Below are 21,289 nucleotides of genomic sequence, written 5' to 3'. Positions count from 1 at the left end.
CCTGGCCTCAGTGGCCGGGCAGTACGCACACGGCGTCGAGGCCCAGCACATGGTTGAGCCGGCCGAACGCCAGCCAGGAACCGATGCTCATGCTCAGCTCCACGATCTCGACCTGGCTGTAGTGCGCGGTCATCCGGGTCCAGAACTCCTCGCCGATGGCGTGGTGATCCAGCGCGTACCGCTCGGCGTACTCGACGGCCAGCCGGGTGCGGTCGTCGAACGCGTCCGTGGCGCGCCACTGGGTCACCGCCTCGGGGAAGTCGTCCTCGACCTTCTCGCCATCCCGGTCGGTCCGCCAATCGAGGCAGAAGAGGCACCCGTTGATCTGCGCGATCCGCAGCCGCGCCGCCTCGAACTCGCGCAGCCCCAGGGTCGTATGGGCGTACACCGACAGGGAGAAGTTCGCGGCAGCCATACCGATGCCGGGGACCATGTCGCCCCATACGTATCCGATCGGCTCCTGGCCCTCGGGGATGTCGATCCTCATCGTTTGCTCCTTCCGAGCTTGCCCACTGCGGGGCGCAGCGGCACGTCGAGCGCGTCGTAGAGTCCGGGTTCCGCGTCCACGAGCCAGTCGACCGCGCTCACCAACCGGCCCACGGCGGTGGCGTTTCCGCCCGCCGACCGGTTGTCGCCCTCGTCGGTGGCCTCGATGGTGACCTCGATGCGCGGGCGGCCCTCGATGACCACGCGGTGTGCTCCCGCGCCGTCGGGCGGCGTCGGCCAGTCCGGTGCGCAGGACGGGTGGATGCGGGTGACGTGCTCGATGACGATGCGTGGCTCGCCCTCGACGATGCCCTGTACTTCGAACCGCACGGCGCCCTGGGTGCCCGCTTCGAACTCGCCCATCGTCCTTGTGCGCACGGTGGTTTCGAGGGCGCGGCGGTCCAAGGTCTCGCGTATGTCGTCGAGTTCGACGCCGAGCGCTCTGGCCATCAGGCGTATCTGTCCGCCCCACACCATGGTCGGGACGGTCGGTGCGAGCATCAGCGGCTCGTAGTCCATCGGTTGGCCCATGCCGACCAGGTAGCGGACGGAGTCGGGCTGGTCGTAGGTGGAGTAGTCGAAGATCTCCTGGCAGCGGATCACGTCGACGGTGGTGCCGAGTCCGCTGATGAGCAGCGGCAGTACGTCGTTTCCCCAGCCGGGGTCGACGCCGGAGACGAACAGCGTGCCGCCACCGTCCGCGATGGCCGCCCGTATCGGATCGCGCAGCTCCGGCGGGGCGTTGCGCTGGTCGTAGAGCGCGTACAGCGCGGGAGTGACGACGACCGCTCCGGTCCGGATCGCCCGGACGATGTCGGCCAGCGCGTCGTCGGGGCGGATGTCGCCGGACGCGGCGTACACCACGGCTTGGGGACCGGCGGCGAGGACCGCCCCGATGTCGTTGGTCGCGGCGACCCCCAGTTCATGTCCGAGCCCACCGAGGTCGCCCGCGTCGCGGCCGACCTTCTCCGGGTTGTTGACGAGTACGTTCGCGAGTTTCAGGGCCGGATGGGCCTCGACGGCACGGATGGCCGCACGGCCGACATTTCCGGTTCCCCAGACAACCGTGGAAATCATGCGGCGGAGGGTAGCGCGCAGGTCCAACGGTTCCCAGGCATGCGACCGGAGCAATCGGCGGGTTGGCCGGCCCCCGCTCCAGCGGCTGAGCCCGGTACGGGTCAAAGCTTCGGGGCTCGCGGTCATGGCCCTGCACCCGGCCCGCCGGTCGTGGCACCGGCCCGGCGCGGAGTTGGTGTGTACCTGACGCTAGAGTGCGGTCTTTGTGCCGGGTGGCGGAGGGGGATTCGCATGAGCGGGCAACTGAGGGAAAAAGCGGATGAGTTGGGCGGGATGCTGTGGCGTGAGCACACGGTGTACCGGGATCGCTCCGGGGGTGTGGTCATACGGGGCGAGCACGTCCAGCGCTGGATCAGCCTGGCCCCCGCGGGTGGCCGGGGGGAGATTCTGGTGCGGGCGGGCCGCATCCTCGACGGCGGCACCACCGCGCCGGCCCGCTCCGAGGCGATCGTGCCCCTCGCGGCCGGGACGGGCGAACTGGCCGCGGCCTGTCGCCGTCTGCTCGCCGAGACCGCTGCCGCCGACACGGCGCGCGAGCCGGGGCGGGCGCGTTCCGGCGGAGCCGGTGGGTCGGACGACGCCCGCCGCTCCCGCCGCTTCGGCCGGTCCCGGCGCCCCCGTAAGGCCCGCCGCAGTGGACGCCACACGAGCTTCGGCTCCTGGGTGGCGCTCGTGTGTGTGGTCGGGGTCATCGCCCTGTACGTCTACAGCACGCCTGGGGTCTACCGGTAGCCGCCGTGGGGTCGCCGCCTGCCCCGCCCCGCGTCCGCTCCGGGGGCCGGACCGCGTCGCGACCGCTCCGGGACCGGTCGGCGTACCGTCGGAGTATGTGCCGCAGCATCAAAACACTCCGACCGCCCGTTCTGCCGGAGGAGGCCACCGACGAGGAGATCGCCGCGGCCGCCCTGCAGTACGTACGTAAAGTCTCCGGATTCCGGGCCCCGGCGGCCCACAATCGTGAGGTCTTCGAGCAGGCCGTCGCCGAAGTGACCGAGGCGACCAGGAAGCTGCTCGCCGGGATCGAAGTGCGTGGGGCCGCCGCCCGCAAGGCGTAGCGCGGAATTCAGGGACTGTTAGGGCGCCGCCGGAGCCGCGGCGTGTGCCGGGCGGCGTACCACCAGGGCCGCCAGCGCGCCCGCCCCGAACAGGGCGAGTACCGAGACCGCCACACCGAGCCAGGTCGCGCCCAGCCACTGCGCGCCGAAATAGCCCAGGCCCACGCCGTAGCCCGCCCAGGCCAGGGCCGCCAGCACCGACCAGGGCAGGAACTCCTTCACCTTGCGGTGCGCCGCTCCCGCGCCCAGCGAGACGACCGAGCGGCCGGCCGGGGCGAAGCGGGCAACCACGACCAGGGCGCCACCGCCGCGGGACAGCGCCGTGCCGAGACGTTCCTGCGCGGTGGTCAGGCGGCGTGAGCGGGCGATCGCCCGGTCCAGGCGCGCGCCCCCGCGCCACGCCAGCCGGTACGCGGCGTAGTCGCCGAGCACCGAGGCCGTGGTCGCGCACGCCATCAGGATCAGGATGTCGGGTACCTGCGTGGCCACCTGGCCCGTGGCGCTCGCGACGGACGCCGTGGTGGACCCCGCCGCCGCCGCGGTGGCGGCCGTGATCACCAGTACCCCGCTGGGAAGCACAGGCACGAAGACGTCCAGGACGACGGAGAGCGCCACGACCGCGTAGATCCATGGGCTGCCGGTCAGCGCCCCCACACTTTCGAACAACGTGACTCCCCGATTCGTCAGCAACGCCGCGACGTCGCAGGGGAGCGGCAGGGGCGGCTTTACAGCCCTTCAGCGTACGCCTGTGCTCTCAGTGGTCGACGGCCAGGTCATGTTCACCCGGCTGCCCTCCTGGACGCGACGTCGGCCGCGCGACGCGCGGAAGCTGGGTCCCAGACGGGCTGGGGGGCGAGCGCGAGGAGCGGGCGGATGGTGGCAGGAATAGTGGCAGGTGCGGCTATAGCGGCGCTGGTGGCGAGCAGTGGGGGCGTCGGCGGCGGCGCCGGTGAGTGCGTCCGGCTGCGGGCCGAAGGGCGGTTCGCGCCGCCGAGCGCGCTGATCCCTTCCGACGCCGTGACGTACGACATGGATCTTGTACCGGCCGCCGCGTTCATCGAGGTCGAACAGAAGTTGGACGCGAACGGCACGCGCGTGCGCATGCGAGGCGTCCGGCCCGGCCACGCCTACGGCGCGCATGTGCACACCGCTCCGTGCGGTACTCGCCCCGACGACGCGGGGCCGCACTACCAGCACGTTCTCGACCCGGACCGGGTCGACCCGGCGAACGAGGTGTGGCTCGACTTCACGGCCGACGCGCGCGGTGAAGGCACGGCGAGCGCCCGGCACGGCTGGGGATTCCGGCCCGGCGAGGCGCGTTCGGTGGTCGTCCACCGGGCGCCGGGCGGGGCGGGCGAGCGCGTGGCCTGCTTCAGTGTGCCGTTCGGTCCACAGCCGCGGGGCTGACGGCGCCAACGGGGTTGACGGAGCTGAGGAGCGCCCTGGTGCGCACCGTAGTGGCCGCCCGCAGCGCGGCCCGCGCCACCGCGTCCGCGTCCGCCAGCGTCACCGAGTCCACCCCGGGCCTGGCGCCCGCCGCCGTCACCCAGTGCACGCCCTCCGTGGGCACTCCGAACGCGAACCGCGCGGGGTGCGCCTGACCCTGGCCGTTGATCAGGCGGTACGGGCGGCGGGTCACGTCGAGGCCGCCCGTCTCGTATCCGTCGACGGTGTGGGGGCGGCACTGGCCGGTCTTGAGCAGCCGCGCCAGCAGCGCGTCGGCGGTGGAGCGCAGGTCCGGTTCCGGCAGCCGCGCCTCGACGAGTACCGAGGCCCGGATCTCGGATCCCGGCACATCGGGGGAGGACGCGACGAAGGCCCCGTCCCGCGTCCGCACGGTCGTCCGCGGGCCGATCACATCGAGTACGCCCGCCTCGATCAGGGCCGTCATCTCCTCGATCCTGCGGCGCGGCGGCCCGATGGAGAGGAAGGCGTTGAGCGGCGTGTACCAGCGGTCGAGGTGATCGCGCCGGGAGGCGCCGGGCAGTCCGGCGTGGTCGACGATCTGGCGCAGCTCGTTGCGCAGATCGCGCAGGACGTCCAGGGCCGCCTTGCGGGGGCCCGCCACATTGCCGAGCGCCGCGTGTGCCGCGTCCCGCCGCAGGTGGTGCAGGAGCCAGTCGCGGTGGTCGGCCGGGTCGTGGAAGGTGCGGCCGGTGTACGGGCGCGCGATCAGGTCCCAGCACCACCGCTCGTGTGCCGGTATCCCGAACTCGCCCAGCACGGCGGCCTCCTGAGCGCTGCGGTGCGGCGCGGCCAGGAAACGTGCCCGGAAGCCCGAGGTCCCGGCGGCGCCCCCGTCGCGCGACGGCCCCGTGTCCCCGAGCAGCGTCTCGTAGTAGACCGTCTCCACCTCCTTGGCGACCAACGGCCATATCTCGCCGAGGAAGTCCGGCGGATCGCCCGCGTCCGCCCGGACCCGGAGGGCGGCTGTCACCTCGGGGGTGAGGAGCAGCGGCTCGTGCCGGCCGTACGGGCCCTTCGCGTTGTCGCCGCGCGCCTGGTGCGGCACGCCGCGCCGGGACCCGGCGTACAGGCGTGGTTCTCGGCCGCTGGGGCGGTAGTCGAGGCTGCCGTCGGCGCACCGGGTGAAGGTGCCGCCCCGGCCGGCCGTCAACAGCGCCATGTGGTCGAAGAAGTTGAGACCCAGGCCGCGCAGCAGGACCGGTTCGCCCGGTGCGACGACCGACAGGTCGAGGTCGGCGGGGTTGGCGGGCGGCAGATGACGCAGACCGTGCCGGGCGGCGTACGCGGTGAGGGCGGCCTGGGAGGTGTCCGGGAACACCGGCAGGTGCCCTTGGGCGAGGACCACCGCGCTGAGGCCGGTGAGCGTGACACCGTTGTCGAGGGTGAGGGTCTGGGTGGCGTCGGAGGCGTCCTGGAGGCCGACGGCCCGCGCCGGGTGCACCCGTACCGTCACCGTCCCGGGTGCGGCGCGCACCACCCGGCCGAAGACCCACTCCAGGTAGCGGCCGTAGCAGGCACGCGTCGGATAGTCGTCGGGGCCGAGCGCCTCGTCGCCGCGGTCGGCGGCCCACTCGTACAGGCTCGGCCCCGTACGGACCGGGCCCGCGCAGATGACGCTCTCGTCGGTGAACAGGGTGACCTGCGAGGCGACGGTGTTCATCAGCAGATCGGCCGGCTGGCCGGTCCGCCAGACCCTGCCGGGGCCGGGCGGCGCGGGGTCCACGACATGGACCGTCAGCCGTGCGTCCGGCGCGAGCGCGGGCACGGAGGCGCAGAGCCGTTCGAGGACGCTGGTGCCCCGGGGGCCGGCGCCGACGACAGCGAGGGCGTGATGCGCTGCGGACAAACCGGTGACTCCCGGGGCGTTGAGGCATGAGGACTACTGGAAGCTGAGGGTCCGGTTCATCATGCCGGGGGAGCACCGGAAGTCGTAGTCATCCTGTCGAGGATCCCCCTCCGCTGTGGGAAGGATCACGGCAGTAGATCAACACTTCGCCGTACTTCTCAATACTTCATTCTGATTCGGTCAAATTCCTCTCCAGTACGGTCGCGAGACGGACACCGCCACCTCGTTTGGCGCGTGCCTGATCCAGGCTCAGCGTCGACGCCCGCCCGCGCAGCGTCAGCGTCATCAGCTGGTTGCCGAACCACGGCCCGGACGTCTTGCGCCACTTGACCTGCGGCTCGGCCACCCGCCCGTGCCGCGCCAGGAAGCGGCCCAGGCTCCGGCCGGCCCTGCTCCAGCCGAAGCGGAAGCCCACCCGCATGGATCGGGGAATGCCGTTGTGCACGGGGGAGCAGGTCAGTTGCAGCACATGTGCGTCGGGACCGTCCGTGCGCCATCGCGGCTCCGCGATGTACGCGTGGTGCACGTCGCCGGACAGCACGCACACCGTCGCCGGGGCGTCGGGCCCCGAGCCCGCCTCCGCGATCAGCGTCGCGAGCCGCTCGAAGGAGTCCGGGAAGGCCGCCCAGTGCTCCAGATCCGCCCGTCTGCGCAGACTCTCGCCGAAGCGCGCCCAGCGCTCGCCCCGCTCGCCCCGGCACAGCGCGGCGTTCCAGCTCTCCGCGTCATGGACCAGCGGCGGCAGCAGCCAGGGCAGCGAGGTCCCGATCAGGAGGTGGTCGTACGAACTCGGGTCCTCCAACGCCTGGTCACGAACCCACCGCTCCTCCCCGGCGTCGAGCATCGCGCGCCGCTGCTCCTCCAGGACACGGGCCGCCCTGGTGTCCACCATCAGCAGCCGCACCCGGCCGAAGTCGCGCCGGTAGCTCCAGCGCACGGACGCCGGCTCGGCGTCCGCCCGCGTCGCGAACTCCCGCAGCAGGTCCGTCCCGTCGGGCGTCCGGCGTACCGCGGCGAACAGCTCGTCCGCGGCGAGCTCCGCGGGTGAGAGATTGCCCAGGTGCTGGTAGACCCAGTACGACATCAGGCCGCTGACCACCCGCTCCTGCCACCAGGGGGTGTCGCGCATCTCGGCCAGCCAGGGCGCGCTGGTGTTCCAGTCGTCGATCACGTCGTGGTCGTCGAAGATCATGCAGCTGGGGACGGTGGAGAGCAGCCAGCGCACCTCGGGGTCCAGCCAGGACTCGTAGTAGAGCCGGGTGTACTCCTCGTAGTCCGCGACCTCCGCCCCGGGCGGCTCGCGCAGATCGCGCCGCGCGGCCAGCCAGCGCCGCGTCGCCTTCGACGTCTCGTCCGCGTACACCTGGTCGCCCAGGAGCAGCAGTACGTCGGGGCGCGCGGCCTTCGGGTCGGCGGCCAGGCTCGCGGCGAGCGTGTCCAGGGCGTCGGGACCCACCGGGTCCTTCTCGCCCCCGGGCGCCGAGGCCCACCGGCAGGAGCCGAAGGCGATCCGCACCGGCTGGTCGGACCGGCCCGGTGCCGTGTGCGGCGTGCGGATGATGCTCGGGGGGAAGCGGGAGCCCGCCAGTGGCCAGACGAGGCGCTCGTCGAGCAGCACCTCGTACGCCGTCTCCGCGCCCGGCGGCAGCCCGGTCACGGTCACCAGCGCGTAGTGGTGCCCGGCGACCTGGAACGTACGCGCCGAGCCGCCCGCCCCGGCGTCACCGACGCACCGCACCCGCGCCGTGCAGGGGCGGTCCGTCTCGACCCAGACGGTCGCGGCATCGCCGGTCTCCTGGTCGATGTGCCGCAGCAGTGGTCCCAGGCGCAGCCCGGCCATGTGTGCCCTCCTCCGTCGTGCCCCGAGCGGGACACGCCCCGTACGGTACGGAACGACGGAGGAGGGCGGGGAGGTTCCGTCCGGGAGGTTCTACGAGGTTCCGGGATATTTCACTCGGATGTTCCCGGAGGTCCCAGCCGTTCCCGGTGGGTCTCAGCAGTTGTTGAGGACGCCCTGGAGGGCGGTCTTCTCCGCGGCGTTCACCGTCAGCTTCCAGTAATGCTTCACGTCCACCCACATCCGGGCGTACACGCAGCGGTAGGCGGTGCGCGGCGGCAGCCACTCCGCCGGGTCCTGGTCGCTCTTGCTCTGATTGACGTTGTCGGTGACGGCGATGAGCTGCGGGCGGGTCAGGTCGTTGGCGAAGGACTGCCGCTGGGCGGTCGTCCAGCCGCTGGCCCCCGAGCGCCAGGCCTCGGCGAGCGGGACCATGTGATCGATGTCCACGTCGGAGGCGGCGCTCCAGGTGGCCCCGTCGTACTCGGAGTACCACTTTCCGCTGACCGCGGCGCACGCGGCATCCTGCTGGACGTTCGTGCCGTCGCGCTTGAGCACGACCTCGCGGGTGTTGCAGGCCCCGGACTGGGTGCTCCAGTGCGGGAACTGCTCCCGGCTGTAGCCGGTGGACGAGCCCTCGGCCTGCTCCGTCAGCTGGCCGAGGTAGGTACGGGCGGTGGCGGCGCTGACGGGGGTCGGCGGGGCCGCCTGGGCGGTGGGGGCGGTGAGCAGGACGCTCGTACCGGCGAGTGCGGCGGACGCGGTGAGGACGGCTATTCGACGCGCGTAGACACCTGACATGCGAACTCCCTTGATGTGGGGGGAACTTGGCCGTGCCGCCCATGGGGGCCCGGTCATCGTGTCGGCGCCAGGTTGCCTGGGGGCGGGCGCCAGGTAACAGGGTGACGACATGTGCACGTCACGACAAGTGTTCTGACGACCCGGCACCTTTCCTCCACGGCGCCGGTGTTGTCCGCGCGTTGCCCCCGGGCCGACCGCGCGTCGCCCCGGACCGACCGCGCATTGCCCCGGACCGGCCGCGCATTGCCCCGGACCGGCCGCGCGTCCACCCGGCCCCGGCCGTCACCGGCCTAAGGTTGCGCCGTGCCCGTACCGGCTGATCCCGCACCCCGTCCGCCCGATTGGGCGGTGGCCCAGACGCTGCTGCCCGCCAACGCCACGCTCGGGGCCGTCCTCGCCGTGCTGCTCGCCGTCGCGGTGACCGTCGTCTCCTGCGCGCGCCTCTCCGGGGACGGCGGGAGGGGCCAGGGCCGCGCGGTCGCCGCCGCCGGGGTGCGTGCCGCGCTCCAACTCGCCGCGGTGGCACTCCTCATCGGCTGGGTCGCGCGCTCCGGCTGGCTGCTGCTCGCCTTCCTCACGCTGATGTACGCGGTGGCCGTGCGCACCGCCGGCCGTCGCATCACCGGCAACGGGTCCTGGTGGTGGGCGGCCCTGCCGATCGGCGCGGGCGTCGCCCCCGTCGTCGCGGCGCTCCTGCTCACCGGGCTGGTCCCGGCGGTCGGCATCACGCTGGTCCCGGTCACCGGAATCCTGATCGGCGGCGCGCTCACCGCCTCGGTGCTGGGCGGCCGGCGCGCCCTCGACGAGCTGACGGTGCGGCGCGGGGAGGTGGAGGCGGGCATGGCGCTCGGGCTGCTGGACCGCGAGGCCCGGCTGGAGGTGGCCCGCCCGGTCGCGTCCGACGCGCTGCTGCCGGGGCTCGACCAGACCAGGACGGTGGGTCTGGTCACGCTGCCGGGGGCGTTCGTCGGCATGCTGCTCGGCGGCGCCTCACCGCTGCTGGCGGGGGTGGTGCAGCTCTTCGTGCTGGTGGCGTTGCTCGCGGTGCAGGCGGTGGCGGTCGCGGTGGTGCTGGAGCTGGTGGCCTGCGGACGGCTCCACCGGGACGTGGCGCCCTGACGGTCGGGCGGGGCGTCGCGCGTCGGGACCTCGGGCCCCGCCTCCGGGCAGGGGGCCGCGCGCCGGGACCTCCGGCCCTGACGGGCGGGTGCGGGAGTCGCGTATCGTGTACCGAGCAGAAGGGGAGTAGCTCTTCGCCGGACCGTCGACATACTGCTGAGCTCGCTCAGCCGGCGCCCGGAGGGGGACTGTTTTCACGGTCCTCCAGCGAGACCTTCGGCCACAGTGTTGTTCCATGAACGCTGTCGTGCCGAAGTGACCCCTGAACCACCCAGGTCCTCTCGGTACGGGCAGCCCGACCGATTGAGGAACCCCTCCCGTGATCAGCTTCACCATCATGGCGATCGTCTTCGGCACCGTCTTCCTCGCCGAACTCCCCGACAAGACCGCCCTCGCCGGCCTGATGCTCGGCACCCGCTACCGCGCCAGTTACGTGTTCGTGGGCGTCGCCGCCGCCTTCGCCGTCCACGTGGGCCTCGCCATCGCCGCGGGCAGTGTGCTGACCCTGCTGCCGCACCGGCTCGTACAGGGCGTCGTCGGTGTCCTGTTCCTCGCGGGCGCGGCCGTACTGCTGCTGAAGAAGGACGACGGCGAGGAAGACGTCAAAGCCCCCGCGGACCAGTCCTTCTGGAAGGTGTCGGGCGCGGGCTTCATGCTCATCCTGGTCGCGGAGTTCGGCGACCTCACCCAGATCATGACGGCGACCCTGGCGGCGCGGTACGACGACCCGGTCTCCGTGGGTCTCGGCGCGGTGCTCGCGCTGTGGGCGGTCGCGGGCATCGGCATCCTGGGCGGCCGCACGCTGATGAAGTACGTACCGCTGAGCCTGATCACGAAGGTGGCGGCGGCGCTGATGCTGGCGCTCGCGGCCTTCAGTCTGTTCGAGGCGATCGCGGGCTGATCCCGGGCCGGCGTCGACGGATGGCCGCGCGGCCACCCTCCGACGCCGGCCCGCGTCGGAAATCAGCCCGTGATGGTCAGCTGAACAGTGCCGTCCGCCGAGGAGGAGACCCGCACCTGAGTGAGGTCGGCCACCGCCACGGTCGGGGCGTGCGCACCCGCACGCGGGCCCACGCCCACCACGCGCATGCCGGCGGCCCGGCCTGCCGTGATGCCCGCCTCCGAGTCCTCGAAGACAATGCAGTCGGCCGGCGCGAAGCCCAGTTCGGCCGCGCCCTTGAGGAAGCCCTCCGGGTCCGGCTTGCTGGCTCCGACGAGCTCCGCGGTGACCCGGATGCCGGGCATGGGCAGGGCGGCGGCGGCCATCCGGGCCTGCGCCAGCGCCTCGTCGGCCGAGGTGACCAGGGCGTGCGGGAGGGCGGCCAGCGCGGCCAGGAACGCGGGGGCGCCGGGGATCGCGACGACGCCGTCGATGTCGGCGGTCTCCTGGGCGAGCAGCGTGCGGTTGTCGGCGTAGTTCTGCTCGACGGGGCGCTCCGGCAGTAGGACTGCCATCGTCGCGTAGCCCTGGCGGCCGTGCACGACCTTGAGCGCCTCGTCGGGGACCAGGCCGTGTTCCTCGGCCCAGCGGCGCCAGACGCGCTCGACCACGGCGTCGGAATTGACGAGCGTGCCGTCCATGTCGAGCAGGAGGGCGCGGGCGGTCAGGACGGTGGTGGCCGGCATCGGCGTACTCCAGGGCGGGGGAGAAAGAGACAAGCGGCCTCCGCCCGCCGGTCAGGGAGAACGAGCGGAAGCCACTTTGTTCCTACAGGATACAAAATAGGTCGGCGTCGCGCCACCCCGCCCCCTCAGGGCGTTGCCAGAGCCTCCGCGACAGCCGACGGGCAGGGCTTCGGGCACTGCGGCTCCCGCGTCCCCGCGGACGGCGGGCCGCCCGGCCCGGACCCGCCCGCCGTACGGCGGGCGGGGTAGCCGGAGGAGCAGCAACAGCGCAATCACCTGGGGCAGGGCCAGAAACAGCTCTTCGTCCTACGCCCACGGGCTCCGCGGGCTCCCCGCGCATCCATGGCCCGTCGGGCCGGTCCTGGCCCGCGCTCAGGACCGGCCGGGCTCCTCGGTCGACGCCTCCAGGACGCGGCGCGTGTGCGGGCCGTAGGAGCCTTCGGGGTCGCCCTCGATGGACATGTACGACTGGTACGTCCGCACAGCCTGCTCCACGTCCGCGCTGTACGAGCCGTCGTCCGGCCCGTAATACAGCCAGACCTGCCCCAGCCTGTCCTGCAGCTCCACCACCTCGGGCCCGCTGTCGCCCATGTTCAGCGCGTCGGCGGCGGGCTCCGGGGACATCTCGACCGTGCCCGTCGCCCGCGCGGTGGAAGGCGCCGGCGGCGACGGCGCAGGGAGGGCCTTCGACGCGCTCGGCGCGGGAGTCGCCGAGGAAGCGGCGAAACGGGACGGGGGCGCCGACGGCGACGCGGAGGCCGGGGCGGACGGGGGCCTGGACACGCGATCCGCCGTCGCCGACGCCGAGGCGGGCGCCACGGGGGCTTCGCTCGGGCCCGGCGCGCTCGTCACCGTGGCCGGCAGTGCGCGGTCCCGCTCGCTGTCCGTGGAGTACAGCGCACTGGCAACAGCCAGCGTCCCCACCGTCGCCGCGGCCACCGCGCCCGCCATCACCGCCCACAGCGCCGGACGCCCCGGACGGCGTACGGGCGGCTCCTCGCCTGGACCCGGAGGCCGGGGCAGGGCGGGGCACGGGGCAGGCGCGGGGCCCGCAGCGCCTGAGCCGGTCCCGGAGTCACCCGGCGGCCCCATCGGCAGCGTGGGCCCCGCGGCCGGGGCGGACCCCGCACCCGCGTCCCTGCCCCGGCCCGCATCCGGATCCGCACCCAGGTGCCCGTCCCCGGGCCGTGCCTCGTCGTCCGGCGCCTCGGGCCCGGGAAGTGTCACGTACGGCCTGATCCGCAGCGGGTCGAAGTCCTCCGCCGCCGCGACCTCGGCCGCCCGCGCGGCCCGGGTCGCCTCCACCGCACGCTCCGCGCACCCGCAGCCGGGTCTGTCACCGCCGGATGCGGCGCCCCGCTCCGTACCGCATCCGGGACATATATGTCCGCTCATCGTGGGTCCCCTCCCTCGAACTGCCAGCGATTATGCAGACCCGCCGCGGGGATGCCCAGCGCGCCCGCCCGCACTCGGCAGGCCATATCGGGCCACACCGACCAGGATGGAAGGTGCAGCCGATCCAAGGAACCCGAGGAGTGGTCATCCATGGCTCAGCAAGCGAGCGGCGCCGCGGCCGTGCTCCCCGCCGCGGAACCGGTCAACAGCCGACGGACGATCCTCGTCGCCATCGGGGCGCTTCTTCTCGGCATGCTGCTCGCGGCGCTCGACCAGACGATCGTGTCGACCGCGCTGCCGACCATCGTCAGCGAACTCGGCGGCATGGACCATCTGTCCTGGGTCGTCACGGCGTACCTGCTCGCGGCGACGGCGGCCACCCCGCTCTGGGGGAAGCTCGGCGACCAGTACGGCCGCAAGAAGCTCTTCCAGGCCGCCATCGTCATCTTCCTGATCGGCTCGGCGCTGTGCGGCATGGCGCAGAACATGCCGCAGCTCATCGGCTTCCGCGCCCTCCAGGGCCTGGGCGGCGGTGGCCTGATGGTGCTGTCGATGGCGATCGTCGGAGACCTCGTACCGCCGCGCGAACGAGGCAAGTACCAGGGCCTGTTCGGCGCGGTCTTCGGTGCGACCAGCGTCCTCGGTCCACTGCTCGGCGGGCTCTTCACCGAGCACCTGAGCTGGCGCTGGGTCTTCTACATCAACCTCCCGATCGGCGTCGTGGCGCTGCTGGTGATCGCGGCCGTGCTGCACATCCCGGTCCGTACCACCCGGCACACCATCGACTACCTCGGCACGCTCCTCATCGCCTCGGTCGCCACCTGCCTGATCCTGGTGGCCTCCCTCGGCGGCACCACCTGGGCCTGGGGTTCGGCGCAGATCATCGCTCTCGCGGTTCTCGGCGCGGTGCTGCTCGTCGCGTTCGTGGCCGTGGAGCGCAAGGCCGTCGAGCCCGTGCTGCCGCTCAAGCTCTTCGGGATCAGGACCTTCTCGCTCGTCGCGGTAATCAGCTTCATCGTCGGCTTCGCGATGTTCGGCGCGATGACGTACCTGCCGACGTTCCTCCAGGTCGTGCAGGGCGTCACGCCCACCATGTCGGGCGTCCACATGCTGCCGATGGTCCTCGGCCTGCTGATCACCTCCACCGTGTCCGGCCAGATCGTCAGCCGCACGGGCCGCTGGAAGGTGTTCCCCATCGCCGGCACGGCGATCACCGCCATCGGCCTGCTGCTGCTGCACCGGCTGACCGCGACCAGCGGGACCTGGGAAATGAGCGCCTACTTCTTCGTCTTCGGCGCCGGACTCGGCCTGGTGATGCAGGTGCTCGTGCTGGTCGTCCAGAACGCCGTCAGCTACGCGGACCTGGGTGTCGCCACCTCGGGTGCGACCTTCTTCCGCTCCATCGGCGCCTCCTTCGGCGTCGCCATCTTCGGCACGATCTTCACCAACCGCCTGGTCGACAAGCTGGACGCCACCCTGACCGGGCAGCAACTGCCGCCCGGTGTCGGCCCGGACCAGATCGCGGCGGACCCCCGCGACATCACCCAGCTCCCCGCCGCGCTGCGCCCGCGGGTGCTGGACGCGTACGCGACATCGATCACCGACGTCTTCCTGTACGCCGCCCCCGTCGTCGCGCTCGCCTTCCTCGTCGCCTGGCTCCTCAAGGAGGACAAGCTGCGCGGAGCCGTGACCGCGCCGGACGCCGGCCAGACGCTGGCGTCCAACCCCGTCGAGCGTTCCTCGTACGACGAGTGCGCCCGCGCCCTCTCGGTGCTGGCCACCCGCGAGGGGCGGCGCGACATCTACGTGAAGATCACCGCCAAGGCGGGCTACGACCTCCTTCCCGCCGCGAGTTGGCTGCTGCTGCGCATCAAGCGCGAGGGCGCGGTCGAACCGGCGGCGCTCGCCGAAGTCACCCCCGTGCCGCTCAGGTCCATCACCGACGCGTCCCGGCAGGTCGAGGGGCGCGGGCTCGCCCGGCGCGAGGGGATGTGGCTGGTGCTGTCGGAGTCGGGCGAGGAAGCCGCGGGCAGGCTCTGCCGGGCTCGCGAGGAGTCCCTCGCCGAGCTGCTCGGCGACTGGTGGGGCCCGGACCGGCCGAGGGACCTGGTCAAACTGGTCGAGGACCTGAGCGCCGAGGTGAGCGGCTCCGACAGCGACCGGCCGTACACCCCGGCGCCGCGGTGGGACCACGCGGCAGGGTCGCCCCGGCACGTCCGGCCCCCGCACCGGGACTCCTGACCGGAGGCCCCGCTCCGTCCCCAGCTACAGCTCCTTGGCGAACCAGTGCTCGGCGTACGGCCCGTTGTTGAACGCCGGGACCTCCAGGAAGCCGTGCCTGGCATACAGCGCACGCGCCTCCACGAGGTCGTTGCGGGTGTCGAGACGGATCCGCGCGACCCCGAAGTCGCGGGCCGCGGCCTCGGCGGCGTCCATCAGGAGGCCCGCGCCGCCACCGCCGCGGAACGCGGGGCGTACGTACACCCGCGTCAGCTCGGCCGTGTCCGCGTCCACCACGCGCACTCCGACACAGCCGGCCGCCACCCCGTCGGCGCGGCCGACGAGGAACCGACCGGTGGGCGGCGTGAGCAGCTCGACCCCGTCGTCGGCCAGGCCGTCATCGATCTCCTGGTCGGTCGCGAGACGCTCCCAGTACCGGCCGGCGACCTCGCCGTAGTAGTCGCGGCGCAGCGCGGTCGCCTCAGGGGTGTCGAAGCGCTCGGGGGACACGATCCAGTTCATGGTCATGTCTGTACCTGAACCACGGCTTGTTTGGCGACCGGTTTCCTGGCAACTCGAACGGTCGTAAGCCTTTGAAAAACCGACAACCGGGAAGGCAGCCATGTCCACAGTCTGGATCATCGCCCTGATCGCGGTGGTCGTCCTTGTCGTAGTCGCCGCCGTCGTCATGGTCGGACGAGGCAAGGCCGGTGCCGGTGGTGGGCGCGGGCTGAAGCGCCGGTTCGGTCCCGAGTACGACAGGGTCGTGGCCCGCCACGACGGTGACGCCAAGGCGGCGGAGCGCGAACTCGGTGAGCGCGTGAAGCGCCACGGCTCGCTCGAACTCCGGCCGCTGACCGCCGAGACGCGTGAGCAGTACGTCGCCCAGTGGGCCGGCACGCAGGAGCAGTTCGTCGACTCCCCGCAGCGCGCCGTGGCCGAGGCCGACAAGCTGCTGGCCCGGCTGGCGGCCGACCGGGGCTTCCCGGACGGCACGCAGTACGACGAGCAGTTCTCCGCGCTCTCCGTGCACCACGCGGCGCAGGTGAACGGCTACCGCAAGGTCCACCGGGCGGCGCACGGCGAGAACAGCACGGAACAGATGCGCGAAGCCATGATCGAGGCGCGTGAACTCTTCGAGGTCCTGGTCACCGCCAAGCCGGCCGACAGCGGCGCGCATCGCCCGCAGCACACCGAAGACGGCAAGGACCACAAGGGAGACACCGGTCGCAGTGGTGCCCCGTTGGCCCCCGGCCGGAGCCATCACGCGAAGGGTAGTGGTGCCTGATGAGGTACGAAGGGGAACGAGAGAACGACCCGAAGTCGCAGCCCCAGTCGCCGCCGAGGCCGGACGGGCAGGGCGCAGTGCCGCGGCCTTCCGGCCGGGGCGCCGGGACCGGACAGGAGGGCCAGGGCGCCGAGCTCAGGCCCGACGAGCCGCAGGGCGCCGGGGCGCGCGGCGACGGTCTGCGGACCGAAGGCCCGGGACGGGACGCCGGGTTGAGGCCCAAGGTCCCGGTGCCGGACGTCGGACGCGGACCGCAGGGCCAGGACGGCACGGCCTCCGCCGCGTCGGGCCGCCCGGCGGGTGAGCCCGACCGGCCGCAGCACCAGCCGTCCGAGTCCCACGAGTCGGACCGGTCGCCCGCCGCGGGCACCGAGTCCTCGACCGGCCGCCTGCTCCCGCAGGGCGAGCGCGAGAAGATCACCCTGCGCCTGCAGCAGACCGTCAACACCTTCGTGGACGGCCCGCGCCGCTCGGTCGAAGAGGCCGACAGCCTGCTGGAGGAGACCGCCCGCCAGCTCACCGACACGCTCGCCGAGCGGCGCCGCACCCTGCGCACGACCTGGGCGGACGAGGGCCGCCAGGCCGAGACGGAGGAGCTGCGCGTCGCGCTGCGCACGTACCGGGAGTTGACGGATCGACTGCTGCAGCTGTGAGTGAAGAGCTGCCGTGGTGAGGGGATGTACGGGCCTGAGCCCTCAGACATCCTTCTTCGGGGCGGCCTGCTGGACCACCTCGAAAGACCACAGCGTGGACCCGGAGGCGGCGGGCTTGGGACGCTCGCCGCCTTCTCCGCTGCCCTGACCGCCCTGGTGGGCGGTCTTCATCGAGCCCTCCGTCCACGCCTGGAAGGACGCCTCGTCCGCCCACCGGGTGTAGACGAGGTACTGCTCGGTCCCCTCGACGGGGCGCAACAGCTCGAACCACTCGAAGCCGTCGGAGTTCTCCACGGACCCGGCGCGCGAGGAGAAGCGCTTCTCCAGGATCTCGCGCTGCTCGGCGGGGACGGTCAGTACGTTGATCTTTACGACGCTCATGTCCCCATCCTGCCGTACGCACCGCGAACGAGCGTCAGGCCAGGGGCGGCGGCACGTACACCGGCGGCGGGGGAACGACCGGGCGGCGCGCGCGGGCCCGTACGAACAGCAGCGCGCCCACCGCGAGCATCAGCGGCGGACCGCCGACAGTCAGCAGCCACACCGGTACGCCACCCACCGTCCAGAGCACCGGGTCGTACACGACCCGCCGGAACGGGGTGTCGGCGGCGGCCGGGCGGAACCGGTGGTCGCCGGTGATGCGTTCGGGCCGAGGGAAGCTCTGGTCGACGGCCGTCAGGAAGGCGCCGCCGTCTCCCGTCAGGTCACCGACCGGGCCCTCGCCCTCGACCCTGCCCGCGAACACCACCTCGGGCTTGAGGCCGCCGATCGCGGTACGCGGCTCCATGCGGTGCGCGGCCAGCACGTACAGGCCCAGCGACTGCGGGGTGTTCGCGAGGCGCGACAGGCGCATCGGGTAGACGAGCTCGGCGCTGGCGAACCGCATCCGCAACGGGTCCAGGGTGCCGCGCAGGGCGGTGTCCTTGTCCTCGGGTGCGAGGCGTACGGCGACGTACTCCCACTTCTGCTCGACGTACGGCCGCAGTTCGGTCGCCAGCGCGTCCGGTAGCTCGAAGCCGTTCTTTCCCAGCCAACCGCGCAGGGCCTCCGGGTCGGTGGCGGTCAGCCGCGCCACGTCGAACGGGCCGAGGCGCTCGCGGCCGACGACACCGACACCGCCCGCATCCGCCCGTGGGGCGCCCGAGCTGTCGCTCTCACCGCCGGCGAACGGCCAGTCTTCGTCACGCGGCCACAAATAGGGGCGGTCCCGGTGCTCGGGCGCGGTGAGAGTGTCCAACTCGTCGAAGAGGGCGCGATCACCCAGGTCGACCGTGGCCCGGCCGGGCACCGGCATGATCCAGGCGGCCTCGGGGGCGTTCCCGTCGACCGTCAGGCTCATGATGATCTGCTCGGTGCGGCCGTCCCAGTGCACCACCGACCGCTCCTGGTCCACCCGCATGCTGGAGTCCCTGGACGGCACCATCGCGCCGCAGCCGCAGGCGTACGCGGGACTTACGAGCGAGCCGAGCTGCAGGGCCATGAGCAGCAGGGCGACCAGCAGCGCCCGGTGGCGCGGACTCTCCCACGTCCGTGTTCTCTTCACTGTTCCCGTCATTCCTGTCGCCCCCGTCATCGCGTGTCCTCCGCCGTGCCGCGGCGTTGTGCCGTCGGCAAGACCTCGGACGGTGTGGCCGGCTGTGCGGTTCCGGCACCCTCGCGGGGCCGGCCGGGCGCCCCCTTTGTGATCCATCTCGCGAGGCTGTGGCGGAACGGATCGCGATGCACCATCGTCCTTCGGACAAAACTGGATGACAGTCAGGCGAAGTGGGGGTTGCCTGCGTCTTATGCACAGGGCAGTGCGAGGCTCTACGCACCATTGAGTTGGTGCAGGCAAGGGTGGGAGGGGCAGCGCGACGTGGCGAATGCGGAGCAGGGTGGACCGGGCGGAATGCTCGGCATGGGGAGCAGGCTCGGGGCGGCAAGGGTCGCACTGTGGGCGGTTGTGGCGATCCTGGCGGTACGGCAGATCGCGACAGTGCTGCGGACCCCGCCCGGCGAGCGCCTCACCGACCTGGAGACCTGGATCGGGGAGCGGGGCGTGCTGCATGTGGCGGGCTCGCTCTACGACTCCGACCGCTTCACCGGTACCCCCTTCGCGGGTCTCGTCCTGAAGCCACTGGCCCGCTCCGCCGAGCAGAGCCTGGGCGTCGCCTGGACCTTCGGGACGCTGCTGCTCGTCGCCGTGCTCGGCGTCGTGGCCGCCCGCGCGCTGCCGGGGACCGTGTCGCGGCGTACGGCGCTGCTGGCGGCGCCCGTCACGATCAGCCTGCTGATGCTGTCGCTGCCCGTGCGCAACACGCTCCACCTCGGCCAGACCAGCATCATCCCGGTGCTGTTCGTCCTCCTGGGCTGTTTCCAGGCGCGCGGCGAACGCAGCTCGGGCATCCTCATCGGCATCGCCGCCGCCCTCCAGCCCACCATGCTGCTGTTCGCGCCCCTGCTGTGGCTGACCGGACGCAGACGCGCGTCCCTCACCTCGGGCCTGACGTTCGCCGCGTGCTCGGCACTGACCTGGGCCGCGCTGCCGCAGGACTCGTGGACGTACTGGGTGCACCACGTCGCTGGCGCCGGACTCGGCGCACGCCCGGACAGCCTCGCCAACCAGTCGCTGCACGGCGCGCTGCTGCGCCTCGGGCTGGAAGGGCCCCTGGAGATCGGTCTGTTCGTCCTGCTCGGCGCGGGCGTCGTCGTACTCGGCCTGCGGCGCGCCGTGCGCTACGCGAAGGACGGGCAGCTGCTGCTCGCCGTCGCGATCACCGGCTGCGTGGCGGTCGCCGTCTCGCCGACCGCCTGGCAGCACCAACTGCTGTGGGTACTGCTCGCGGTCGTCGGCCGGGTGGGCAGGCGGGCCTCGGACCGGATGGTGTGGCCCGCGGCGGTCGCCCTGGTGATGACTCTGCCGGGCGAGATGCTGCTGCCCAATATGACGGTGCTCGACCCGGTCCGGGAGAACGTCCTGCTGGTCGTGGCACTCGTGGCCGCGTGCGCGGTGCCCTTCGCGTCGCGGACCTCGCCGCACTGGCTCCAGCCCATGGCCACCGACTACGCGAAGCCGGTGGCGTCCCGCTGGAACTGGGTGCCACTGGTGCCGGCCTGGCGCCGCCTGCTCTCCCGGCCGAACCTGCTCCTCGAACTGCTGCTGATCCGCGTGGGCTACTCCGCGTACTCGCATGTGCGCCTCGCCGCGACGGCCGGGCGCCCCACCGCCGAGGAGAACGCCCGGCACATCCTGTCGGTGGAGCGGTTCCTGCACATCGACATCGAGCACTGGTTCAACCAACTGGTTGTGCGCAACGGCTGGTTGGAGAGCTTCTTCAACTTCTACTACACGTCGTTCCACTTCGTACTGCCGCTGCTCGTCCTCGGCGCGCTCTACGTCCGGCGCCCCGCGGACTACCGCTGGGCCCGCAGCTCGCTCGGCTTCGCGACGGTACTCGCGCTGGTCGGCTTCTGGTTCTACCCGCTCGCCCCGCCGCGCCTGATGGAGGGCCTCGGCTTCGTCGACACGGTGCACGGGCCGCAGGACTTCGCCAAGCCCGACTACGGGCTGATGACGGAACTCACCAACCAGTACGCCGCGATGCCCTCGCTGCACTTCGGCTGGTCCCTGTGGTGCGGCCTGACCGTACTCATGGTCGCGCCCAAGCTGTGGATGAAACTCCTGGGCCTGCTGCACCCGCTGTTCACCATCGGCGCGATCGTCGGCACGGCCAACCACTGGGTACTGGACGCGGTGGGCGGCGCGGCGGTGGTCGGAGCGGGCTTCGGCCTGACGTACGTGCTGTGCGGTCCGCGGAAGCTGATGAAGGCGCGGAAGGCGACGGATGCCCCGGGAGAGGGGACGGCGGTGGTGTCGTCCAGTGGAACCGTGCCGGCGGTGCCGGCGGTGCCGGCGGTGCCGGCGGTGCCGGCGGTGCCGGCGAGCAGGGCGGAGGCGGACGCGGGCGCGTCGGCCTCGTCGGCCGGGGGCGTGGAAAGCGTGGAAGCGGAATCCGACGCGGGCGTCAGTACGTCGAAGTAGCGGGGCCGGACGCGCCCTTGCCCGAACTCGCACCCGACTGAGGTGTGCCCGCGCCCCGAGGCGCCGGACCCGGCGACGGCGGTACGCGGTACCTGTGTCGAAGGATGAATTGGGTCGGATCACTCGTGGGCGTGGCTCCGTCCAAGGGCCGAGCGTCACTGATCTCACTGAAAGTTACGTACCGCCCGTCGCGCGTTCAGTCAGTTTTAATGTTTGCACTCGCGACAATATGAAACGTGACTGTGCGCAGGTGTGTGCGGGCCGTAGTGGCCGGTGCCTCACTCAACGGAGCTTCTGGCCAGCATGGTTGCCAGCTCAGGAGGCATCGGAGGGCCGGAAGGGAAATCGGGACTCCGGTAGGCAGTCTGGCTGCCATCGCCCTGATCCCGTTTGCAACC

20 protein-coding genes are annotated in these 21,289 nt (G+C 72.3%); 9 read left to right on the top strand and 11 right to left on the bottom strand.

Translation table 11 applies throughout. The annotated features are described in order from the left end of the window. Nucleotides 1-7 precede the first annotated feature (7 nt). Both ACLLJJ_RS09760 and ACLLJJ_RS09755 read right to left on the bottom strand, forming a co-directional pair. Nucleotides 8-487 carry a carboxymuconolactone decarboxylase family protein gene (locus tag ACLLJJ_RS09760; RefSeq protein WP_434588996.1) on the bottom strand — a complete coding sequence of 160 codons (480 nt, stop codon included), beginning with the start codon at nucleotides 485-487 and terminating at the stop codon, nucleotides 8-10. Then, entirely contained in the window at nucleotides 484-1,563 is a 1,080-nt protein-coding gene (locus ACLLJJ_RS09755) for an NAD(P)H-dependent amine dehydrogenase family protein (protein WP_434588994.1), read from the bottom strand. Before ACLLJJ_RS09755 ends, ACLLJJ_RS09760 begins: the two co-directional genes overlap by 4 nt. A gap of 231 nt (nucleotides 1,564-1,794) precedes the next feature. Between ACLLJJ_RS09755 and ACLLJJ_RS09750 the strand changes: the two genes are divergently transcribed. Both ACLLJJ_RS09750 and ACLLJJ_RS09745 read left to right on the top strand, forming a co-directional pair. Then, nucleotides 1,795-2,295, top strand: a complete 501-nt coding sequence (locus tag ACLLJJ_RS09750; protein WP_434588992.1) for a hypothetical protein — start codon at nucleotides 1,795-1,797, stop codon at nucleotides 2,293-2,295. Nucleotides 2,296-2,390: 95 nt separating this feature from the next. Then, on the top strand, nucleotides 2,391-2,618 hold the full coding sequence (locus ACLLJJ_RS09745; RefSeq protein ID WP_434588990.1) for a DUF2277 domain-containing protein: 228 nt from the start codon (nucleotides 2,391-2,393) through the stop codon (nucleotides 2,616-2,618). An 18-nt stretch (nucleotides 2,619-2,636) separates the two neighbouring features. Here the strand turns inward: ACLLJJ_RS09745 and ACLLJJ_RS09740 are convergent, their stop codons facing one another. After that, nucleotides 2,637-3,284 carry a DedA family protein gene (locus tag ACLLJJ_RS09740; protein WP_434588988.1) on the bottom strand — a complete coding sequence of 216 codons (648 nt, stop codon included), beginning with the start codon at nucleotides 3,282-3,284 and terminating at the stop codon, nucleotides 2,637-2,639. A 207-nt stretch (nucleotides 3,285-3,491) separates the two neighbouring features. Between ACLLJJ_RS09740 and ACLLJJ_RS09735 the strand changes: the two genes are divergently transcribed. Continuing rightward, nucleotides 3,492-4,025 (top strand): superoxide dismutase family protein, encoded by a 534-nt coding sequence (locus ACLLJJ_RS09735; RefSeq protein ID WP_434588986.1) that lies wholly within the window; start codon nucleotides 3,492-3,494, stop codon nucleotides 4,023-4,025. Here the strand turns inward: ACLLJJ_RS09735 and ACLLJJ_RS09730 are convergent. The 3 genes from ACLLJJ_RS09730 to ACLLJJ_RS09720 all read right to left on the bottom strand — a co-directional run bounded on the left by ACLLJJ_RS09730 (nucleotide 3,991) and on the right by ACLLJJ_RS09720 (nucleotide 8,569). Next, nucleotides 3,991-5,931: an FAD/NAD(P)-binding protein gene (locus ACLLJJ_RS09730; protein ID WP_434588984.1), complete on the bottom strand. Its 1,941-nt coding sequence runs from the start codon at nucleotides 5,929-5,931 to the stop codon at nucleotides 3,991-3,993. The genes ACLLJJ_RS09735 and ACLLJJ_RS09730 overlap by 35 nt on opposite strands. 166 nt (nucleotides 5,932-6,097) lie before the next feature. Then, nucleotides 6,098-7,771 carry an alkaline phosphatase D family protein gene (locus tag ACLLJJ_RS09725; RefSeq protein ID WP_434588982.1) on the bottom strand — a complete coding sequence of 558 codons (1,674 nt, stop codon included), beginning with the start codon at nucleotides 7,769-7,771 and terminating at the stop codon, nucleotides 6,098-6,100. A 153-nt stretch (nucleotides 7,772-7,924) separates the two neighbouring features. Beyond that, the gene (locus tag ACLLJJ_RS09720) at nucleotides 7,925-8,569 is read right to left on the bottom strand and encodes an HNH endonuclease family protein (protein ID WP_434588980.1); all 645 of its coding nucleotides are present in this window, start codon (nucleotides 8,567-8,569) and stop codon (nucleotides 7,925-7,927) included. Nucleotides 8,570-8,917: 348 nt separating this feature from the next. Between ACLLJJ_RS09720 and ACLLJJ_RS09715 the strand changes: the two genes are divergently transcribed. Beyond that, nucleotides 8,918-9,688 carry an ABC transporter permease gene (locus ACLLJJ_RS09715; RefSeq protein ID WP_434588979.1) on the top strand — a complete coding sequence of 257 codons (771 nt, stop codon included), beginning with the start codon at nucleotides 8,918-8,920 and terminating at the stop codon, nucleotides 9,686-9,688. A gap of 319 nt (nucleotides 9,689-10,007) precedes the next feature. Then, nucleotides 10,008-10,589 (top strand): TMEM165/GDT1 family protein, encoded by a 582-nt coding sequence (locus ACLLJJ_RS09710; protein WP_434588977.1) that lies wholly within the window; start codon nucleotides 10,008-10,010, stop codon nucleotides 10,587-10,589. A 62-nt stretch (nucleotides 10,590-10,651) separates the two neighbouring features. Here ACLLJJ_RS09710 and ACLLJJ_RS09705 read toward each other — a convergent pair whose 3' ends face one another. Then, nucleotides 10,652-11,314: an HAD-IA family hydrolase gene (locus ACLLJJ_RS09705; protein WP_434588976.1), complete on the bottom strand. Its 663-nt coding sequence runs from the start codon at nucleotides 11,312-11,314 to the stop codon at nucleotides 10,652-10,654. A gap of 372 nt (nucleotides 11,315-11,686) precedes the next feature. Further along, nucleotides 11,687-12,619 carry a peptidoglycan-binding domain-containing protein gene (locus tag ACLLJJ_RS09700; RefSeq protein WP_434588974.1) on the bottom strand — a complete coding sequence of 311 codons (933 nt, stop codon included), beginning with the start codon at nucleotides 12,617-12,619 and terminating at the stop codon, nucleotides 11,687-11,689. A gap of 240 nt (nucleotides 12,620-12,859) precedes the next feature. Between ACLLJJ_RS09700 and ACLLJJ_RS09695 the strand changes: the two genes are divergently transcribed. After that, complete coding sequence (locus ACLLJJ_RS09695; protein WP_434588972.1) at nucleotides 12,860-14,950, top strand: DHA2 family efflux MFS transporter permease subunit; 2,091 nt, start codon at nucleotides 12,860-12,862, stop codon at nucleotides 14,948-14,950. 24 nt (nucleotides 14,951-14,974) lie between these two features. On the opposite strand, the gene ACLLJJ_RS09690 is transcribed toward ACLLJJ_RS09695, so the two are convergent. Further along, nucleotides 14,975-15,451, bottom strand: coding sequence for a GNAT family N-acetyltransferase (locus ACLLJJ_RS09690; RefSeq protein WP_434588970.1), 477 nt, complete (start codon nucleotides 15,449-15,451; stop codon nucleotides 14,975-14,977). A gap of 100 nt (nucleotides 15,452-15,551) precedes the next feature. On the opposite strand from ACLLJJ_RS09690, the gene ACLLJJ_RS09685 reads away from it, so the two are divergent. Continuing rightward, the gene (locus ACLLJJ_RS09685; RefSeq protein ID WP_434588968.1) at nucleotides 15,552-16,217 is read left to right on the top strand and encodes a hypothetical protein; all 666 of its coding nucleotides are present in this window, start codon (nucleotides 15,552-15,554) and stop codon (nucleotides 16,215-16,217) included. Then, a complete protein-coding gene (locus ACLLJJ_RS09680; RefSeq protein ID WP_434588966.1) occupies nucleotides 16,217-16,870 on the top strand; it encodes a hypothetical protein in 654 nt (217 codons plus the stop codon). The genes ACLLJJ_RS09685 and ACLLJJ_RS09680 overlap by 1 nt, the downstream gene beginning before the upstream one ends. A 42-nt stretch (nucleotides 16,871-16,912) precedes the next feature. On the opposite strand, the gene ACLLJJ_RS09675 is transcribed toward ACLLJJ_RS09680, so the two are convergent. Both ACLLJJ_RS09675 and ACLLJJ_RS09670 read right to left on the bottom strand, forming a co-directional pair. Continuing rightward, nucleotides 16,913-17,251: an antibiotic biosynthesis monooxygenase family protein gene (locus tag ACLLJJ_RS09675; protein ID WP_434588965.1), complete on the bottom strand. Its 339-nt coding sequence runs from the start codon at nucleotides 17,249-17,251 to the stop codon at nucleotides 16,913-16,915. A 34-nt stretch (nucleotides 17,252-17,285) separates the two neighbouring features. Beyond that, entirely contained in the window at nucleotides 17,286-18,350 is a 1,065-nt protein-coding gene (locus tag ACLLJJ_RS09670; RefSeq protein ID WP_434600361.1) for a DUF2330 domain-containing protein, read from the bottom strand. A gap of 408 nt (nucleotides 18,351-18,758) precedes the next feature. Between ACLLJJ_RS09670 and ACLLJJ_RS09665 the strand changes: the two genes are divergently transcribed. Beyond that, nucleotides 18,759-20,891 carry a bifunctional glycosyltransferase 87/phosphatase PAP2 family protein gene (locus tag ACLLJJ_RS09665; RefSeq protein ID WP_434600360.1) on the top strand — a complete coding sequence of 711 codons (2,133 nt, stop codon included), beginning with the start codon at nucleotides 18,759-18,761 and terminating at the stop codon, nucleotides 20,889-20,891. Nucleotides 20,892-21,289: the final 398 nt, after the last annotated feature.

The organism is Streptomyces sp. A5-4 (genome assembly GCF_051131715.1).
Lineage (GTDB): Bacteria > Actinomycetota > Actinomycetes > Streptomycetales > Streptomycetaceae > Streptomyces.
Note: the sequence above shows the minus strand (reverse complement) of the source record. Positions and strands in the feature narration are given on the sequence as shown.

Bases quoted from the DNA above. Each gene is read 5' to 3' on its own strand.
- ACLLJJ_RS09720 (WP_434588980.1), bottom strand. From the start codon at position 8,569: ATGTCAGGTGTCTACGCGCGTCGAATAGCCGTCCTCACCGCGTCCGCC.
- ACLLJJ_RS09690 (WP_434588970.1), bottom strand. From the start codon at position 15,451: ATGAACTGGATCGTGTCCCCCGAGCGCTTCGACACCCCTGAGGCGACC.
- ACLLJJ_RS09735 (WP_434588986.1), top strand. From the start codon at position 3,492: ATGGTGGCAGGAATAGTGGCAGGTGCGGCTATAGCGGCGCTGGTGGCG.
- ACLLJJ_RS09760 (WP_434588996.1), bottom strand. From the start codon at position 487: ATGAGGATCGACATCCCCGAGGGCCAGGAGCCGATCGGATACGTATGG.
- ACLLJJ_RS09665 (WP_434600360.1), top strand. From the start codon at position 18,759: ATGCTCGGCATGGGGAGCAGGCTCGGGGCGGCAAGGGTCGCACTGTGG.
- ACLLJJ_RS09705 (WP_434588976.1), bottom strand. From the start codon at position 11,314: ATGCCGGCCACCACCGTCCTGACCGCCCGCGCCCTCCTGCTCGACATG.
- ACLLJJ_RS09755 (WP_434588994.1), bottom strand. From the start codon at position 1,563: ATGATTTCCACGGTTGTCTGGGGAACCGGAAATGTCGGCCGTGCGGCC.
- ACLLJJ_RS09670 (WP_434600361.1), bottom strand. From the start codon at position 18,350: ATGGCCCTGCAGCTCGGCTCGCTCGTAAGTCCCGCGTACGCCTGCGGC.
- ACLLJJ_RS09745 (WP_434588990.1), top strand. From the start codon at position 2,391: ATGTGCCGCAGCATCAAAACACTCCGACCGCCCGTTCTGCCGGAGGAG.
- ACLLJJ_RS09750 (WP_434588992.1), top strand. From the start codon at position 1,795: ATGAGCGGGCAACTGAGGGAAAAAGCGGATGAGTTGGGCGGGATGCTG.
- ACLLJJ_RS09725 (WP_434588982.1), bottom strand. From the start codon at position 7,771: ATGGCCGGGCTGCGCCTGGGACCACTGCTGCGGCACATCGACCAGGAG.
- ACLLJJ_RS09680 (WP_434588966.1), top strand. From the start codon at position 16,217: ATGAGGTACGAAGGGGAACGAGAGAACGACCCGAAGTCGCAGCCCCAG.
- ACLLJJ_RS09685 (WP_434588968.1), top strand. From the start codon at position 15,552: ATGTCCACAGTCTGGATCATCGCCCTGATCGCGGTGGTCGTCCTTGTC.
- ACLLJJ_RS09695 (WP_434588972.1), top strand. From the start codon at position 12,860: ATGGCTCAGCAAGCGAGCGGCGCCGCGGCCGTGCTCCCCGCCGCGGAA.
- ACLLJJ_RS09675 (WP_434588965.1), bottom strand. From the start codon at position 17,251: ATGAGCGTCGTAAAGATCAACGTACTGACCGTCCCCGCCGAGCAGCGC.